This is a genomic window from Sporanaerobacter acetigenes DSM 13106 (genome assembly GCF_900130025.1).
Classification (GTDB): Bacteria; Bacillota; Clostridia; order Tissierellales; family Sporanaerobacteraceae; genus Sporanaerobacter; species Sporanaerobacter acetigenes.
This window is the reverse complement of record NZ_FQXR01000005.1, coordinates 17136-35330: the sequence shown is the minus strand read 5'-3', so window position 1 is coordinate 35330 and position 18195 is coordinate 17136. Positions and strand designations below refer to the sequence as shown.

Annotated in this window: 14 protein-coding genes; 3 read left to right on the top strand and 11 right to left on the bottom strand. The window is 31.2% G+C overall.

Annotation, left to right across the window (positions count from 1 at the left end):
- Window positions 1–15: 15 nt before the first annotated feature.
- Window positions 16–1674, bottom strand: coding sequence for a Na/Pi cotransporter family protein (locus tag BUA21_RS05755; RefSeq protein ID WP_072743861.1), 1659 nt, complete (start codon window positions 1672–1674; stop codon window positions 16–18).
- A 198-nt stretch (window positions 1675–1872) separates the two neighbouring features.
- On the opposite strand from BUA21_RS05755, the gene BUA21_RS05750 reads away from it, so the two are divergent.
- Window positions 1873–2493: an HAD family hydrolase gene (locus BUA21_RS05750; protein WP_132995021.1), complete on the top strand. Its 621-nt coding sequence runs from the start codon at window positions 1873–1875 to the stop codon at window positions 2491–2493.
- A gap of 34 nt (window positions 2494–2527) precedes the next feature.
- Here BUA21_RS05750 and BUA21_RS05745 read toward each other — a convergent pair whose 3' ends face one another.
- From BUA21_RS05745 to htrA, 9 genes are all read right to left on the bottom strand, one after another.
- A complete protein-coding gene (locus tag BUA21_RS05745) occupies window positions 2528–2995 on the bottom strand; it encodes a spore coat protein (protein ID WP_234973687.1) in 468 nt (155 codons plus the stop codon).
- Window positions 2996–3042: 47 nt separating this feature from the next.
- Entirely contained in the window at window positions 3043–3795 is a 753-nt protein-coding gene (locus BUA21_RS05740; protein WP_072743859.1) for an acyl-CoA dehydratase activase, read from the bottom strand.
- A 22-nt stretch (window positions 3796–3817) separates the two neighbouring features.
- The gene (locus BUA21_RS05735) at window positions 3818–4966 is read right to left on the bottom strand and encodes a double-cubane-cluster-containing anaerobic reductase (protein ID WP_072743858.1); all 1149 of its coding nucleotides are present in this window, start codon (window positions 4964–4966) and stop codon (window positions 3818–3820) included.
- A gap of 186 nt (window positions 4967–5152) precedes the next feature.
- Window positions 5153–6892: an ABC transporter ATP-binding protein gene (locus BUA21_RS05730; RefSeq protein WP_072743857.1), complete on the bottom strand. Its 1740-nt coding sequence runs from the start codon at window positions 6890–6892 to the stop codon at window positions 5153–5155.
- Window positions 6882–8633: an ABC transporter ATP-binding protein gene (locus BUA21_RS05725; protein WP_072743856.1), complete on the bottom strand. Its 1752-nt coding sequence runs from the start codon at window positions 8631–8633 to the stop codon at window positions 6882–6884. Before BUA21_RS05725 ends, BUA21_RS05730 begins: the two co-directional genes overlap by 11 nt.
- Window positions 8634–8643: 10 nt before the next feature.
- Window positions 8644–9423 (bottom strand): sugar phosphate isomerase/epimerase family protein, encoded by a 780-nt coding sequence (locus BUA21_RS05720; RefSeq protein WP_072743855.1) that lies wholly within the window; start codon window positions 9421–9423, stop codon window positions 8644–8646.
- Window positions 9424–9555: 132 nt separating this feature from the next.
- The gene (locus BUA21_RS05715) at window positions 9556–11088 is read right to left on the bottom strand and encodes a stalk domain-containing protein (RefSeq protein ID WP_072743854.1); all 1533 of its coding nucleotides are present in this window, start codon (window positions 11086–11088) and stop codon (window positions 9556–9558) included.
- Between the two features lie 97 nt (window positions 11089–11185).
- A complete protein-coding gene (mscL, locus tag BUA21_RS05710; protein ID WP_072743853.1) occupies window positions 11186–11629 on the bottom strand; it encodes a large conductance mechanosensitive channel protein MscL in 444 nt (147 codons plus the stop codon).
- Between the two features lie 88 nt (window positions 11630–11717).
- The gene (gene htrA / locus BUA21_RS05705; protein WP_072743852.1) at window positions 11718–12836 is read right to left on the bottom strand and encodes a serine protease HtrA; all 1119 of its coding nucleotides are present in this window, start codon (window positions 12834–12836) and stop codon (window positions 11718–11720) included.
- Window positions 12837–13044: 208 nt separating this feature from the next.
- Between htrA and BUA21_RS05700 the strand changes: the two genes are divergently transcribed.
- Window positions 13045–13707 carry a response regulator transcription factor gene (locus BUA21_RS05700; protein WP_072743851.1) on the top strand — a complete coding sequence of 221 codons (663 nt, stop codon included), beginning with the start codon at window positions 13045–13047 and terminating at the stop codon, window positions 13705–13707.
- A complete protein-coding gene (locus BUA21_RS05695; protein WP_199228882.1) occupies window positions 13704–15083 on the top strand; it encodes a sensor histidine kinase in 1380 nt (459 codons plus the stop codon). Before BUA21_RS05700 ends, BUA21_RS05695 begins: the two co-directional genes overlap by 4 nt.
- A 21-nt stretch (window positions 15084–15104) precedes the next feature.
- Here BUA21_RS05695 and BUA21_RS05690 read toward each other — a convergent pair whose 3' ends face one another.
- Window positions 15105–18194 (bottom strand): FtsX-like permease family protein, encoded by a 3090-nt coding sequence (locus tag BUA21_RS05690; protein WP_072743850.1) that lies wholly within the window; start codon window positions 18192–18194, stop codon window positions 15105–15107.
- Window position 18195 lies beyond the last annotated feature (1 nt).

Below are 18195 nucleotides of genomic sequence, written 5' to 3'. Positions count from 1 at the left end.
GGTTGTCAACTGATGCTAATGAGAACAGTCTTTTCTCTTTTCCCCATATAATTCATCCTTGGCAAGCATAGCTGTCTTATATATATAATCTGCAATCCTTTCAAGATGACTTATTACATCAATATAGATAACTCCTGAATCTACATTGCAAGTTTCATCATCAAGCCTTTTTATATGATTTTCTTCAAATGTAGCACATAAATTATCAGCTTTATCCTCAAGTTCAGCAACCCTTTTTATACTTTCTTTGTCTCTATACTCAATAGCAATAACCACATTTTCAAACATCTCTACAATTACATTTTCTATTTCCCTTAATTCATTATCCGCAACATCCGTAAACTGGAGATTTTTATCTACTTTGTTCTTGCACAATTCTGATATATCTACAACGTGATCTCCAATTCTCTCAATATTATTTATACAATTTATAGTTGCTGGAACCATAATAGACTGAGTTTCTATAAGTTCTCTTTTAGAAAGTTCAACAATATATGTTGTTATATCTTTCTGCATTTGATTTATAACTACCTCATCATCTGCAATTTGTCCCATTATTTTCATATCTCCTGTAAATATAAAATTCATTACATCAATAAACATCTTCTTTACTATTTGAGTTCCTCTTATAGTTTCAGAACGAGAAGCCTTTAAAGCTGCTACCGGTGTATCTAAAAGCAATTTATCCAAATATACTTCATTCATATGAGCATCATTTTTAGGTCTTATCACCTTATTTAAAAACGCAACATAATACTTAGTCAAAGGCAAAAATATAAGAGAATTTACTAAATTAAATAGTGTATGAGAATTTGCAATTTGTGCGCTTATATCACTTGCTGGCTGAATACGAGCAGTTACTATTACGACGAATTTTACAAATAAAGGTAAGGCTACCAGCGTTATAATGACTCCAAATAAATTGTAAAAAGTATGGGCCCATGCAGTTCTCCTACCATTTATATTTCCATTTAAACTTGCAAGTTGTGCTGAAAGGCAAGTTCCTATATTATCTCCAAGCATTATGCAAATAGCAGATTGTATATCTAAAAGCCCTGCTTGAGCTAAGACCATTACAAGTCCCACCGTTGCTGCACTACTGTGAACCATTGCAGTCACAAATGCACCTAACAGTATACCTACTATTGGAATAGAGGCATACTGGGTAAAAAAGTACTTTAAAGATTCACTTTCTTTTAAAAAAGGTATTCCCGAATTCAATATTTTAAGACCTAAAAACATCATCCCAAATCCCATCAATGCCTGCCCGATATTTTGCAATTTTTTATTTTTGGAAAGATTTTGTATTCCAAAACCTACGCCAAGTACTGGAAGGGCTATATCAGTTAATTTAAATTTAAAACTAAAAGCCATAAGTTGGGCAGTTATGGTTGTCCCAATATTAGCACCATAAATTATTCCTACGGCCTGAGAAAGATTCATAAGTCCAGCATTTACAAAACCAACAGTAAGTATTGTAATAGCCGTACTACTTTGCACGATCGCCGTTAAAAAAGCACCTACTAAAAATGCTCCCCATACCTTTCCAGTTAATACTGACAAGATTTTTTTCATCATATCTCCTGAAGCTTTTTCAAGTCCTTCTCCCATCTTGTCTACACCATACATAAGTAGTGCTGTGCCACCAATAAGTCCAAAGATCAATTCCTTCATATTTCTTCCTCCATAAGATATTTAAGACAAATGCATTTTTAAAAAATGTCGACATATTTATCCTTTATGCGATTTCTATTTTATATTTTCGACATTTTATGATATTGTATAATAAAATAATTATTTGCTATTATATTATAGCAAATATAATGTCGCTAGTCACAAGATAATTAAATTAATTTAAAGGAGTTATGCATTATGAAGGGAATAATTTTTGATATGGATGGAGTTATAGTGGATAGTGAACCATTGCATTTTAAACTTGAGAAAGAAATATTGGAGGAATTTGGAGGAGCTATAGATAGGAAAGAACATGAATCTTTTGTAGGTACTACGGATTATAAAATGTGGGGTATTTTCAAGGAAAGATTTAATTTAGAACCCTCCATAGAAGAACTAGTAGAACTAAAAAAGAAAAGATTTCAGCAAAATATAGACAAAATTCAACTTATGGATAATATTTTAGATTTCATTAAATTTCTACAATATAAGGGATATATTTTAGCTTTGGCCTCTTCCAACAATAAGAAAACAGTAGATTTAATAGTTGATAATTTTAAACTAGACAAATATTTCAAAGTTATAATCAGCGGAGAAGAAGTATTAAATGGAAAACCAGATCCAGAAATATTTCTAAAAGCTGCAAGTGCTATGAATTTGAAACCAGAAGATTGTTTGGTGATAGAAGATGCTACAAATGGCATCATTGCAGCAAAAGCTGCAGGAATGAAATGCATTGCTATAAGAAATAAAAATTCAGGTAATCAAGATTTATCTAAGGCAGATACTATAATCGACAATTTTAAAGAATTGTTCTAAAAATATTGGATGAGCAATATCGCTCATCCAATATTTATTTTACATTGTACATTCCATGACTATTCATATAATTGAACAATTTTTCCCCATGTCCTTGTTCATCTTTTTGTATATGTTGAATAGCTTGACGAACTTTAGGTTCTGCTGATTCAAACACAGTTGTATCATAAAAACCAGATACATACTTTTCAGTAGACAACAAATCTTCCAAAAGAGTTTTATCTTCTGAATTTCCACTAACTCCTTGAAATGTATTGTTTTGTACGGTAGAATTTCCACCACTATGAGTCATATTTGGCTCCATGCCCTGCAGCATTTGATTGATCATGTCATAATGATGTTGTTCCTCTCCAGCAATTTCTGTAAGCAGATTTTTAAGCTGGGGATCTTGAACTTGATTTGCATAAGCTTGATATTTTTTAACACATAAATCTTCTTGTTTCTTTCCATCTTCCAATAACATTCTCTCTTTTTGAGTAAGATTTATCTGCAGAATAATCACCTCCAAATATTTTCTCTAATTATCTTTTGCAGATAAAAATTTTTTATTCATTTTTGAGCTAAAATACCAGCACCTATAGCTCCAGCATATCTAGCCATAGGATTTGTTTTGACAGGACTTTTAAGTTTCTCTGACAAGCTATTTACTATATACTCACATTCACATAATCCACCTGTCAAAAAATAATTTGTCCCATCTGAATGCTTTCTACATAGAGAAGCTACTTTGCTCACAATAGAATCTATTATTGCATAGGCTATATCTTCTTTTTTCTCTCCCCTGCCAATAAGACTTATGACTTCAGATTCTGCAAATACAGTACACATAGAACTTATAGTGATACCACTCCCATTTTGAGCCAAAGCACATAGTGCATCTATATCAACTCCCAGTGTGTTTGCCATAATCTCTAAAAATCTTCCTGTACCTGCAGAACATTTGTCATTCATTATGAAATCTACTATCATACCATTTTCCACAGTGATGACCTTTGTATCTTGTCCTCCTATATCTACTACTGTACAATCTTCTCCTGTAAGATATGCTGCTCCTTTTCCATGACAAGTTATTTCTGTAATGGTTTTATGAGCATAGGGAACAGATACTCTTCCATAACCTGTAGCTATTACTTTTATTTCATTTCCATTTATCCCTTTAGATATGATTCTTTCTTTTATTTTGTTAGCAGTTTCAATACTGCTCCAACCTGTAGGTATAACAAATGTATCTATCAATTTATCATTTTCAAATACTGCTGTTTTGGCTGCTGTAGAACCAATGTCAACTCCAGCATAATACATTTCAAATCCTCCTCACAATATCTTATATCATCTCTATAAAAGCTGCTATTCTAGTCTTCAATTGTCCCTCGTCAGCTTTAGAATAGTCAGTTTCTATACTCATATATGGTATGTTTTTCTCACCAGTAACAAAATTCTTGATTCTATGAGTTTCTACATTATAAGTATGACAAGCCTGTAGAATTATATCTATTACACCATCAATCTTGTATTCATCTATCATTTCATTCATACATTCAAGCCTTGCATCATTTGGTGCCATAACTGAACATCCAATGTTTAAATATTTTTCAGTTAATGCATCTATTGGATCTTTGGTCTCATCAACTAATTGTGAAAGTTCTTTTTCGCCGCTGCAATTTTCATAACATACAACTACTGCTCCACTTTCTTCTATAAGAGGTATAATCTTCTCTGCAACTCCTCCAATAGGACAACCTGTTATCATTATTCTAGGAGCATCTTCACTTACTTTTCTGACTCCTTTTTTGTATTCTTCTTTTAATTCTGATATCATATCTTTTATTTTTTTATTTTGTTCATCTTTGTCAAAGGTAAAATTTGCACCTTGAAGTACAGTATGAATCTCCATTCCAGTTAAAGGAGGTGGACACATTTTTCCAAGTGAATACAATTCTTTTAATACATTTCTCGTTTCATTACACTTTGCTATAGCTTTTCTCAAATCGTCATCTGTTATTTCAACATTAAATTCTTTTTCTAATCTTTCTTTCAATAAAATAATCTCATTTTTCCAAACTAAATATGCATGTTCTCTATCTACTGCTTGTGGAAGCTGCATAACATGCATTGGCTTGATTTGTCCTAAATATTCATACATCTTTTTCTTTCCATCACAAGTAGTTTCACCTACCAATATATCTGAGAAATATGTAAAAGGACATTTTTGTGTTATTGCAAAACCATAACTAGATTTTATCAGTGGGCATAAATTTTTAGGAAGATCTCTTTCAGCATCCGATATTGTTTCATCACTCATGCCACAAAGCGAAATAGGATAGGCACCTGATGCATATATGATTTCAACTGGAGTAAAAGTACAAAATATCCCGACTATATTTTCACCTTCATCTTTATATTCTTTTACCTTTATAAATGAATTTCTTCTGGCCTCACTAAAATCATTAAATATCTTTGGCAAATCATTCATAATTTTTTCTCCTTTCATATAAAGCTTTCTATTTATAAAACATTTTTAGAGTTTGTCATTTATATTTTATATATAAAATAAGCATGTTACCAATCTTATTGAATCTTTTTATAATACCTATTGCCATTATTGATTTTTTTTATAGTATAAAAAATACTAGCAAATATTTGCTAGTATTTTTATTTTCTATATCTTCCAACCTAATTGTTCAATTTGATTGTATTTAGCATACCAGCCATCTTTTCCTGCAAGTTCTTCTGGTGTACCAGTTTCGACAATTTTCCCTTTTTCCAATATAACGACTTTGTCAGCATCGATTATTCCAGATATTCTGTGACTTATCGTTAGAATTGTTCTGTCCTTAGATACTTCTCTCAAAACCTTAAATATCTTTGCCTCTGTTATAGAATCAAGTCCTGATGTTACTTCGTCAAGAAGTAATATAGGTGGATTGCACACTAGTGCACAGGCAAGAGACAACAATTGATATTGACCATGAGAAAACTTTATTTCTCCTTCTCCAATAAAAGTATCATATCCATTTGAAAGTTTCATGATATCTTCATGGAGTCCAACACTTTTAGCTGCAGCTATTATTTCTTCTTCTGTGATGGTTTCATCATATAGTGTGATTGCTTCTTTAACTGTGCCATCATATATTGGAAAAGCTTGAGGTACAATTCCAATAGTTCTACGGCGCATATCAAATGGCATTTCAAAAGGATCCATACCACCTATTTTTATGCTTCCTTCTTTTGGTCTATATAAACCTGCCACAAGATTTAAAATAGTACTTTTCCCAGCTCCTGTTCTCCCTACCAATGCAGCTTTAGTTCCTTGCTTTACATCAAATGAAATATTTTGAACAATTTCTTTGCCATTGTCATAGGCAAAAGAAACATCCTGAACAGATATGGAAACATCCTTCATCAATTCAGGCTTTTCTTGTATATATTTAATCTCTTCCTCTTCACTGTCAAACTCATTTATCCTTTCAAGCCCAGAAATAGCTTCTTGTATTGTCTGAAACTCTACAGCTATAGCTTCAATGGGCGCAAGCATTCTTGATATCAAATCAACTGCAGCTGCAATTGAACCAATACTAATCCCTAAACTTCCCAATCCCTTTGGTGCAGCTACAATTACAGCAATTGTTATGACAATTGCCCTTAGTATTTGCATTATACATGGAAATATAGAATCTAATGTACTGGTTTTATGAACAGCTTCAAGATTTTGATTTAGTGGTTCCTGAAAATCAGATATAAAATAGTTTTCCATTCCAAATATTTTAATAGTCCTTAATCCATTGAAAATTTCTTGAACTGAGCCATTGATATGTCCAACAGCTTTTCTTGCATCCATTTGAGATTTAAAGGTATTGGATTTAAAAAATCTAGCAATCAAATATATTATAGGAATTAAAACGAGCACATACAATGCCAATTTAGGGCTTAAAATATATATTGATATTATAATACCTATTGTTTTTAATCCATCAGATATTATTCCTATAAGCCCACTAGTGAAAAGTGTACCAACAGCATCTACATCTTGAGTAAACTTGCTCATTATCTCACCAACAGCATTGTTTGAAAAATATGATATAGGTAATTTGGATAGCTTTTTTGCCATATTCAAGCGAATATTTAGTAGTATGTTCTGACCAATAATTGCCATCATGAATTCACGCAAGAAATCAAAAGCACCACTAAACACTACAGCTAGTAAATAATATAATGACAATTTCCATATGCCCTCATAAACCCCTTTTGAAATATTGTTGTCTATAATACTTTTCAAAATTTGAGGTGGAATCAATTGCATGACAATACCAGCAACAATTGCAATGATTAAAAATATAATATATAAAATTTTTTCTTTACAACTTATCTTAATGGCATTAGATACTATTTTATTTTTCAACCGATTCACCTCCTAAAAATTGTTGTGAATCTATGATTTTACTGTATATACCTTCAGTATTTATTAACTCATTGTGAGTACCACTTTGGACAATTTTCCCTTTGTCAAGGACTAAAACCATATCTGTATACTTGAAAGCATGAAGTCTATGTGAAAAAATAAATATAGTCCTTCCATCTTGATTTTGTCTTAGATTTTCAATGATTTTAGCTTCTGTATTTATGTCTACAGCAGAAAAAGGATCATCAAGTATGGCTATATTGGCATCTTTATATAGAGCTCTTGCCAAAGCTATTCTCTGCCTTTGACCTCCAGAAACTTTTGTGCCTCTTTCTCCAATTTCTGTATTTATACCATTTTCAAAGTCTTCAATATCTTGTTTTAAATCTGCAATATAGAGTACCTTATCTAATTTTTCATTGTCATCATCATTCCAAGTAATATTATTTTTCAAAGTATCTGAAAAAAGGAAAGGATCATGACCCATATATGTAATTGTAGCCAATTTTCTCTCATAGGGAATGTCTTTTAAATCGACATTTCCTAAAAAAATCTTTCCATCATAATCATAGAGTCCTGTAAGTGCAAGAGCTAGCGCACTTTTCCCTGAACCTACAGAGCCAGTTATGCCAATTATCATACCAGTTGAAGCTTTAAAAGAAATATTTTGAATTGCATATTCTTCACTAGTTGGATATTTAAAGGACAAATTTTCTACAGCTATCTCTTTTGGCTTAAGGCCTTCTACACTTTGAACAGGTACTGTATTTTCTACATTTATGAGTCCTAATACCCTGTCCCAAGAAGCCTTAGCACCTTGTTGAATATTGAAAACTTTCGCAGCAGTAGTTGTTCTCACTGCCAATGCTGTAAACATGGCTATATATGCTGTAAAAATACCAATAGTCCAACTTCCATCAATGACCTTATTGCCTCCTAAATATATGACTACAACAATTCCAAGGCTTGCCAATACAGAATAAACAGGAGCTAATCCATTTTTAAAAATACTTAAGATGACATTTTTATCAGCTTGTACAGTCAATTTGTCTTCTAATCTTTCTATTTCCGCTTCTTCTCTTCCATATAAACGCATTATATCTATTTGTGAAATCAATTTTCTAATTTGAGTAGTTGTCTTTGAAGTAGCATCTCTTGCATCCTTAGCTTTGGAATGAACAGTTTTTTTCATAGTTTGAGTAAGTAGTATAACTAACGGAATAGGAATAGATGCTATCAAAGTTATTTTAATATCATAACGCATAAGTGCAACCCAATAAGCAAGCATGAGAACTCCAGTATCCCACAATTCCGTAATGGTTTTTCTCACAGCTTCAACAACAATATCTACATCTCCCATAGTAGTAGCCATCATATCTCCTGGTTTTTCCCTTTCCAGAACATTTAAATCCATATTTAGTATGGATTCCATTATACCAACACGCATATCACCACTCATTCGATTGGCCATATCTCTTACATAATATCTCTTAAAGAACCTAGCAATCTGAAAAGATAAAGTGACACCAATAAACTCTAAACCAGCCTTAGCTATTTCTTGAACATTTGTTGCTACAGTAGCTGCATCCAACAACTTTCCTTGAAAAATAGGCCCAAGTACAATTGCAGAATTGAAAAATATGCCTGAAATAGCTGTTGTGAGAAACTGCATATGATATTTTATGACATAAGACAATAGCCTTTCCCTTTCCTTAGGGGGTTCAAATTTAACTTTTTTCATTTAGACCATCCTATTCATTAAATATTTCTATTGCTTCTTCGATGCAAAAAGAACCGTCCCCATTGCATCGGTTACATAAATCATATTCCAATGCTATATAGGGACTTATTTCATATTTTTTTAGCAATTCTTTTACATACAAAAAATTTGCACAAGAAGGTTTTAGATGTTCATCATATACTCCTCTATTCCAATGAAGATGAATATATTCTATATTTTCTTTTAAAACGTTTATCCAATATTCTATATCGTCTCTAAGCTTGGCATGACCTATGTCTAAACAGACCTTTATATTGGGCAGATCTATAGTATCTATAAGTTCTTTAAGTAGTACTGGATCATCTTCAAATACATTTTCTATAAGTATAGTACCTTTAAAATCCTCTACTTTTTCTAATATTTCTACCCAAAATTTTCTATTTAAATTGTTGTTGAGACTTTTAAGTATTGGGTCATTTATCCATGGGTTAATCTGACTATGAAATACTATATAATCTGCATTTAATTTTTCCCCAATATTTAATGTAGTTATATATCTATTGATGCTTGCTTCTTTAATTGTTCTATCTGGACTTATGGGTTTTAAATCTAAAAAAGGCCCATGAATAGATAATGTATTGGAAAAATCCTGTAAACTTTCTTTATATTTTTCTACTGTTTCTTTCCATCCACTATCTAACAAACTAGGCTCTGTAAAGTCTTGTATTTCAACTCCAATATCTATTGCATTGTAAAAATCTTTATCAAAATAGTCTATAGTACTTATACATTTCAAAATTTTATTTTTCATCTTTGCCTCCATATATAGTTATACTTATACTTTAACACAATCTAATCTAGTTTTCACTTTATATGGCAAAAAAATTGCCGATTAAGAATTTTTTATCTTAACCGACAATTTTAACTTTATTTAGTTTCCTGTCTACCTTCTTTCAATAGTTAGCATGCCTTCAGCATTTATTTTGACCTCTAAATTCAGCACTTTTTCAAAATAGCTAACTGGAACAAATGCAGTTCCATTTATGACTACGGCCTCTTCTTCTAGAAATACCAATGCTTTAGAAAAAGCGTACTGATTTTTACCAATTGAAATAGTACTAGTCTTTCCCGCATCTAATGTTACAGTGTTTTTTTGAGGATCCCATTTTACTTTATAGCCCAATGATTTGGATACTTTAGCTACAGGTATCATCAATGTTCCATTTTTAGTTACATACATATCCTTATTTAAATTTTCTTTCTTTCCATTTATCATTACCCATTTATAGTCTTTTACGTTTTTATATTCTTTTGATTCTTCTTTGGTAGCATTAAGTTTAAATAAATCGTCTACTCCATCAATTACAACTGATAATTCTTTATATTCATTATATGCTCTTGAACCATATATATATGGATTTGATCCATAAGTTTCAATTATATATACATATTCACTTGTCTCTGAAATCACATATCCTAAATTATTTTTATTGTCTCTTGACAATTTATAATAAGCATCTCTATCCATTACTAAAATGGACATTAGTCTATAGTCCATCAAATTTGAATCTTTTGGAGTATATACAAAATCAATTTTTGCTTCTAGGTTTTCGTTGTTATAGCTTTCAACTATATATACCTTATCTTCCCATATTGGTGCTATTTTAAATTGGAAATTATATTTATGGTTGTAATATACACTGCCTTCAACTCTAGATATTGGAACTTTTAAATAGTCATTTAATTGATACAAAGGAATTCTAAATTCTGGAATACCAATAGTTCTTGGACCAATTGAATATTGAGGGAAAACTATGACTAAATCTTCGCCTTCAATATAAAATTGACGATTGTTAGTTATGGTTTTAAAATTATCAAATTTTTCACCATTCTTTTCTCTTTCAGCAATTTGCCTATTTATTTCTCCATTGATTGCTAATTTGTAATTGCTTTCTGCTTTAAACAAATCTGACAATTGAATTGTCCTGTTGCTTTCTATATCAATATTGTAATAATAGTTTAGGTTTTCACCATTGGCTCCACCAGTATATTGGTAATTTTTCAATACTATTGACAATACTCCATGACTGTTTTTTACTTCAAACTCTAAATAAAACTCCATTTCTGTCGATTTTGATACGCTTTTTAGTTTAGCTTCTCTTTGAAATTCTTCCATTAAATCATATGCTTTTTGATTAATGGTCTTGTTTATTTGGTCCTGAAATTTCACATCAGTCAAGCCATCTATAACTGGAATTTCCATATACAGAGTTATATTGCCTTCTTTATTTTTTACAATTTCTTTTGTAACTTTAATTTCACTTTTATTTTTCTTTTCGATTTGTGTAATAATTTTCTGTTGGTTTCCATTTTGAATTTTGTCATTTTTGTTGGCTTTATCAGCATAAGCAAAGGATATACTGCTTAAAGTCATACTAGCTGCCAGACACGTAATTAGGATTTTTTTCCTATTCATTCAACCATCTCCTCATTATATTACTTATTCCTATAATATCAATTTTTTCTTTCAATAGAATTACAATGAGGTTACAGTTGAGTTACATTTCTTTATATTAATCTTCCAAAACTGAAGTACAATGAGGACATCTAACTGCATCTATAGGTATTTCACTCATACAATACTTACACTTCTTTGTAGTAACTGGTGCAATCTCTTCTGGTTCTAATTTTCTTCTAATTTTATTTACTTGCCTAATGACTAAAAATAGTGAAAAAGAAATGATTACAAATTCAATTACAGTATTTATAAAAACTCCATAATTTAAGGTTGCAGCCCCTGCTTCTTTGGCTTGGGCCAAAGTATCATAGCTTGTCCCATCAAAGCTTATAAAAAAGTTGCTAAAATCAACTTTCCCAATAAGCCCTCCTATAATAGGCATGATTATATCATTTACCAATGAAGATACAATTTTCCCAAAAGCACCACCTATTATGACACCTATTGCTAAATCTAAAACATTCCCTTTCATTGCAAATTCCTTAAATTCCTTCAACATATGTTTTTACCCCACCTTTCTTTCTTTAATTATACCCTCAAATCTTTATAAATACCATGTCTCATAAAAACGATGCAATAGGAATATCCTATTGCATCACAAATTGTATTTGTATTTGTTTATTTTCACCATTTCTTATAATGGACAATTTGGCTTTGTCACCTTTTTTATAATTATAAAGTGTCTTTTTTAGCTGATTCATATTTTCAATATTTTGATTGTCAATCTTTGTTATTACATCTCCACTTCTTAAATTTGCTTTACTTGCTGGAGAATTTGGAACTACTTCAATGACAATCACTCCCTTGTCAGCTTTCAAATCTACTCCCAATTGCCTTTCATAGGTTTCCACATCTATTCCTTTTATGCCTATATAGACTGTCTCATAAGTTCCTTTTTTAATTACTTCCTCTATTATTGGCTTTGCTGTATTTACAGGTATGGAAAAACCTAATCCTTCAGCTGATTTTATTTTAGCTGTATTTATTCCTATAACTTCTCCTTTGCTGTTTAATAAAGGTCCTCCACTATTTCCAGGATTAATTGAAGCATCGGTCTGAATCAAATCTTCTATGGTATTATTTTGATCTACACTTATGGACCTATGAAGTCCGCTTATAATCCCTGAAGTCACAGTTCTTTGAAATTCTAATCCCAAGGGATTTCCTATGGCTATGGCTATTTCTCCTACTTCCAATTTATCTGAATCTCCCAATTTAGCTACTGGCAAATTATTTGCTTCTACTTTAATCATAGCTAAATCAAGAACAGAGTCATACCATAGAACTTTGGCAGATTTTTTATCTCCATTTTCAAACAATACTGTTATCTTTTTTGCATTCCCATCTCCAATTACATGAGAATTTGTAAGTATATAACCATTGCTATCTACTATTATGCCAGATCCTACCCCATCTACTTCTTGCTCCATAAAACCATAATTTTGAACTTCTACTGTAGTTATACCTACTACACTATTCATTGCACTTTTGGCTGCTTCAGATACTATAGAAGGATTGTCATTGCTTATGCTAGATACCTTTTGTGTATCATAAACCTCTTGTCTATTTTGACTAACTTGCGATGACCCTTTCCCATATATGTGATTTGAAACCACTGGAGATATTATCCCTCCAATAAGAGAAGCTACTAATGCTACTGCAAAATATGAAAAAAATTTACGTTTAATATTTTTATTTTCATCCATATTTCATACCTCCTTAAATTTTCTATTCTAGTTATAGATTAATAGAGAATTGTAAAATAAATATGGATGAAATGTGTTTTTGTTGTGAAATTTTCTATATGTTTTTTTACAATTTCACATAATTTTTTGATTATAGTCCCATGTTTTTATTACATAATATTTTGTTATAATATATTTAAATGAAATTTCACTATAGAGGTGGTTTTGTATGGGTTTTAAAATTTATTTAGTAGAAGATGATAAAAACTTAAACTTAGTTTTAACTTCTTATTTAGAAAAAGAAAATTGGCAAATTTCTTCTTTCTTTACAGGAGAAGAGGCAAAAAAGGCAATGTCTACCCCTCCTGATTTATGGATATTAGACATTATGCTACCAGATATAGATGGGTATCAGCTTTTACAGGAAATAAAATTAAGCAATCCAAATATTCCTGTAATATTTATTTCTGCAAGAGATGCTGATATAGATAGAGTTTTAGGTTTAGAACTTGGTAGTGACGATTATTTACCTAAACCATTTTTACCTAGGGAACTAGTCATAAGAACTCGCAATCTTTTGGAACGTACTTATGGTTCTAATTTTCAAATTCAAAATATTCCTCCCTATATCATAGATGAAAATAGTCGATGGGTTAAACTAGAAGATCAACTAATAGACTTGACTTCTAAAGAATTTGATTTGTTAGTTTATTTCGCAAAAAATATAGGATTAGCCCTTTCCAGAGAACAAATACTTCAATCTATTTGGGGAAGTGATTATTTTGGAACAGATAGGGTGGTAGATGATCTAGTAAGACGACTCAGAAAAAAAATGCCTCTTTTAAATATTGAAACCATATATGGATATGGGTATAGGATGATAAAATCATGAAAATGAAAAATTTGCCATTATCTATTCAAATTTGGATAGTATTTGCTACAATAACTCTATGTATATCAATATTGTTGTCTATACTATTGCCTTTGACTTTAAGGGATTTCTTTACAAAGGAAATCTATGCAACTATAGAAAATGCTCAAGGGCTGATGTTTAATCGTTTCGACATTGAATCTATTATAGATTTTTTAGAGTCTAATGGATTAGAAAACTCAAGGCAAACTTTAGAAAACATCCGAACTGTAAATCATTTTATAGTCTATAATGAAAATGAAATGATCACTTCCTCTCCTCTTTCTATGGACTTTTTAAATAAAGTAAAAGGCGAAATAAAAGTTCAAAAAAACGTCAGCCAAAGATATAGTGGAAAAGTAGGAAATGAAAAGATATTTTATGTAATCACCAAAGGTAAATCTTTAGGGCAAGATGTTTTTTTAGTCTCCTATATGTGGGACTCTTATAGACAAGATCTGGTACAGACTTTATTTAAAAAATTGGCATTGACCATGTCTTTAGTATTTGTTCTAAGTTGGATTCCCGCCATAGGACTTTCTAAATACTTGTCTAATCCTCTGGTAAGTTTAGAAAAGCGTGTGGAAAAACTTGCAAATCACGAATGGAATGAAGCTGTAAAGTTGGATAGAGGAGATGAAATAGGGCATTTAGGTGAGTCTATAGAAAAACTTAGAAAACAGTTGATTTACCAAGATGAAATGCAGCAATCTTTCTTACAGCATGTATCTCATGAACTCAAAACTCCTGTTATGGTCATTCGTAGCTATTCACAAGCTATTAGGGATGGCATTTATCCAAAAGGAGATTTGGATTGTTCTGTAGAAATCATAGATGAGGAGGCAGAGCGGTTGGAAAAGCATATAAAAAATCTGCTTTATTTGACGAAACTTGATTATTTAGCGAATCATGAACTATCCAGCGAAACTTTCGCTCTAGACAATCTCATTAAAGATGTAGTAGACAGATTGTATTTAAACAGACCTGAATTAGATTGGGATTTAGATTTATCACAAATAAGCATCAAAGGAGATACAGAACAATGGCGGGTAGTCATAGAAAATCTGTTGGATAATCAAATTCGGTATGCAAATAGTCAAATACTCATCTCATTAAAAGAAAAAAGCAAGGAAGAAACTCTCCTTAAATTCTGGAATGATGGTCCAAATATTGAAAAAGAAATAATAGGTTCGCTTTTTAGTGAATTCAACAAAGGATATAAAGGCGAATTTGGTCTTGGATTGGTCATTGTAAAGAGAATATTAAATTTGCATAATACTCATATCTGGGCTCAAAATGAAAAAATAGGGGTTTCTTTCTATATAGAAATACCAAAAAAAACAGGAGAAGTTTCTTAATCAAAACTTCTCCTGTTTTCTTTAATCTATGGATTTTAAAGATTCTACCATATCTATCTTCTTCAGTTTAAAGTACATAACAAAATTAACTAAAAGTGAAAAGAATATAGTCAAAATGGCTGAATATACAAAACTTACAAACCTTATTTTCCTGCCAAACATGATGAATTCTGTCTCTCCCGTGAGAATTATGAACTTATGTAAAAATACTCCCAAAACAAGTCCCACAGCTGTTCCAATTATAGTCAGAATGGCATTTTCTCTATAAACATATTTGGAAACTTCCTCATCATAAAATCCTAGTACTTTGATAGTGGCAATTTCTCTGATTCTTTCACTTATATTTATATTTGTCAAATTGTACAGTACTACAAAAGCTAAAGCTCCTGCAGAAAATATCAAAACCAAAACCACATAATTCAAACTTCCTATCATATCTTTAAAACTTTTACTTATACCAGTTATAAAATTTATAGAAGATACATCTCCATATTTCAAGATTTCTTTGGAAATTTTATCTTCAAAAGCTTTGTCAGTACCTGTTGTCTTGGCCAATATCTTTTGAAACTCTACATCTTTTTCAAATACTTTTTCATACAAATGAGGTGACATGTATATATAGTGGAAAGAATAATTTTCCGTGATTCCTGCAATTTCCACTTTTGCCTTTTTGTCTTCTTCAACTTTTATATATATTTCATCCCCAACGTCTACTTTGAGAAGTTTTGCCATCTTTTCTGTCAACACTACTCCATCTTCTGGTATGGAAATTTTATCTCCCGTGATTCGATTCCTCAAGATAATGAAATTGTCAATTTTATCCCAATTTTCTGGTACTATCAAATTTGCAGTTTTTTCTACATCCCCTTTTCCAATATCTACTACTTGTTCCTTCATAAGCATGTAGTCTTTAATCTTTGAATCTTCCTTTAAAAAACCTAAAACTTCATTTGTTTGTCCTTTGCTTAGACCATCCTTAAGCTCTAATGTCATTTGATATTTATATATTTCATCAAATTGTTTAACAGCAATGGACACTATGGAATCTTTCAATCCAAATCCAGCTATAAGTAAAGCAGTACATCCACTTATACCAACTATAGTCATAAAGAAACGTTTCTTGTACCTGAATAAATTTCTAGCTGTAACTTTTTGGGTAAACTTCAATCTAGACCAGATAAATTCTATTCTCTCAAGCAAAATCCTCTTTCCCATTTTAGGTGATTTTGGTCTTAAAAGAAGAGCTGGTGTTTCTCTCAATTCATTGTAACAAGCCACCAATGCTGCCATAGTAGTGGCAAAAACTGCCCCAGCTGTTGAAATAAGGGCATAGAATATATTGAATTCTGTAATAACAGGAGGCATAATATACATTATTCTATAAGAATTAAATATAACTGTTGGAAAAACTTTAAACCCTATCAACAAGCCTAATATGCTACCGCTTATGCTGGCAATAGCTGCATATATCAAGTATTTTGAAGCAATATGCATATTGCTATAACCCATAGCCTTAAGGCTTCCAATATATCCTCTTTCTTCATCGACCATTCGAGTCATAGTGGTCAAACACACCAATACTGCTATGACAAAAAAGAATAGTGGAAATACTTGAGCTATAGCATCTATTCTATCTGCTGCCATACCATAATCAATAAAATCTCTAGTTTCACTTCTCTTTAATACATACCATTTAGGTTTTTCAAGTTCTTTTAATTCTTTTTCTCCTTTAGCTATTTTTCTTCTAGCTTCATCTAGCTTTTCATCAAACTCTTTTTTCCCATTTAAATATTCTTCATATCCACTTTCATATTCTTCCTTGGCAGAGTTGAGTTTGTTTCTGGCTTCAGCAAATTCTTTCAAGGCCTTTTTCTTTGATGTCTCTAATCTTTTTCTTTCTTCTTCTAATTTAGTTTTACCTTCATCTATATCTTTTTTAGCATTTTGAAGTTCTTGTTCTCCCAAAATAAGCTTTTGTTTTTCTTTTTCCAATTCAGTTTTAGAGGAAAGGACTTGATTTAGCTCTGCCTCTTTCAATTCTTTTTCTGTTTTAGCTTTCATCTCATTGAAAGATTTGAGATTTTTATAGTATTCTTCTTCTCCTTGCTTCAATTTCTTTTCTTCATCATTTAATTTTTTCTCTGCATCTCTTATGTTTTTATAGAACTCATTTTCCTTATTTTTTAAATCTCTTTCCCCTTTATCTATTTCTGCTTTTGCTTTAGATAAATCTTCTTCGGCTTTCTTTAATTCAGTTTGCTGCTTTTCTTCTCCCTCTTTTAATTCTCTTTTGCCTTCATCTAATTTTTCATTAGCTTCAGCTAGTATTTCATCATAGCGTTCTTCTTCTCTTGTTTTTCCTACATCCTTTAAATTTTTTTGCACAGGATCTAGTACATCATCATATTCATCACTATAGGTAAATACATCTTTGGCATCTTTTACAGTTAAATATATATCAGTATATACTGGCAATTTGAAATTTTCTTCAGGAATCATTATATAGCTCTCTATTTTCCCATTGCCAATAGTGCTAGTTCCCCTTTCAAAGGAAATATAAAGAGGGCTTTCAACAAGTCCCACTACAGTATATTCATCTTTTTTTAAATTTCCTGAAATATCTTCATCTGTACCTGAATATAGCTTTATTTTGTTCCCTATAGATAAGGACTCTGTTGTCATACTTCCACTTTCAGCTAGACATTCTCCAGAATTTTCAGGATATCTCCCTTTTACTAAATTTATATTATTCATATAGGAGTTGTTGTCCTCTATATTTTCAGGTATTGACAATAGTTTCAATACTCTGATATTTTCTCCGTCATCAGCTAAAACGTCTATTGAATAGCTAAGGGACATTTCATCAATTTCCTCTACTTTTTCTATAGCCTCTATATCTTTTTCATCAAATCCTTTCGTAGATATAAGCCAAATGTCCATCAAATTGTAGTCATCAAAATATTTATCTGCTGTAATTTTCATATCTGGTGCCGTGGCCTTTATGCCTGCAAAAAAACCCACTCCCAAAGCAACTATAGCAAATATAGCCAAAAATCTTCCCAATGTATTTCCTATTGCCCTAAAGGTATCCTTAAGCAGAGTGTTTTTCATT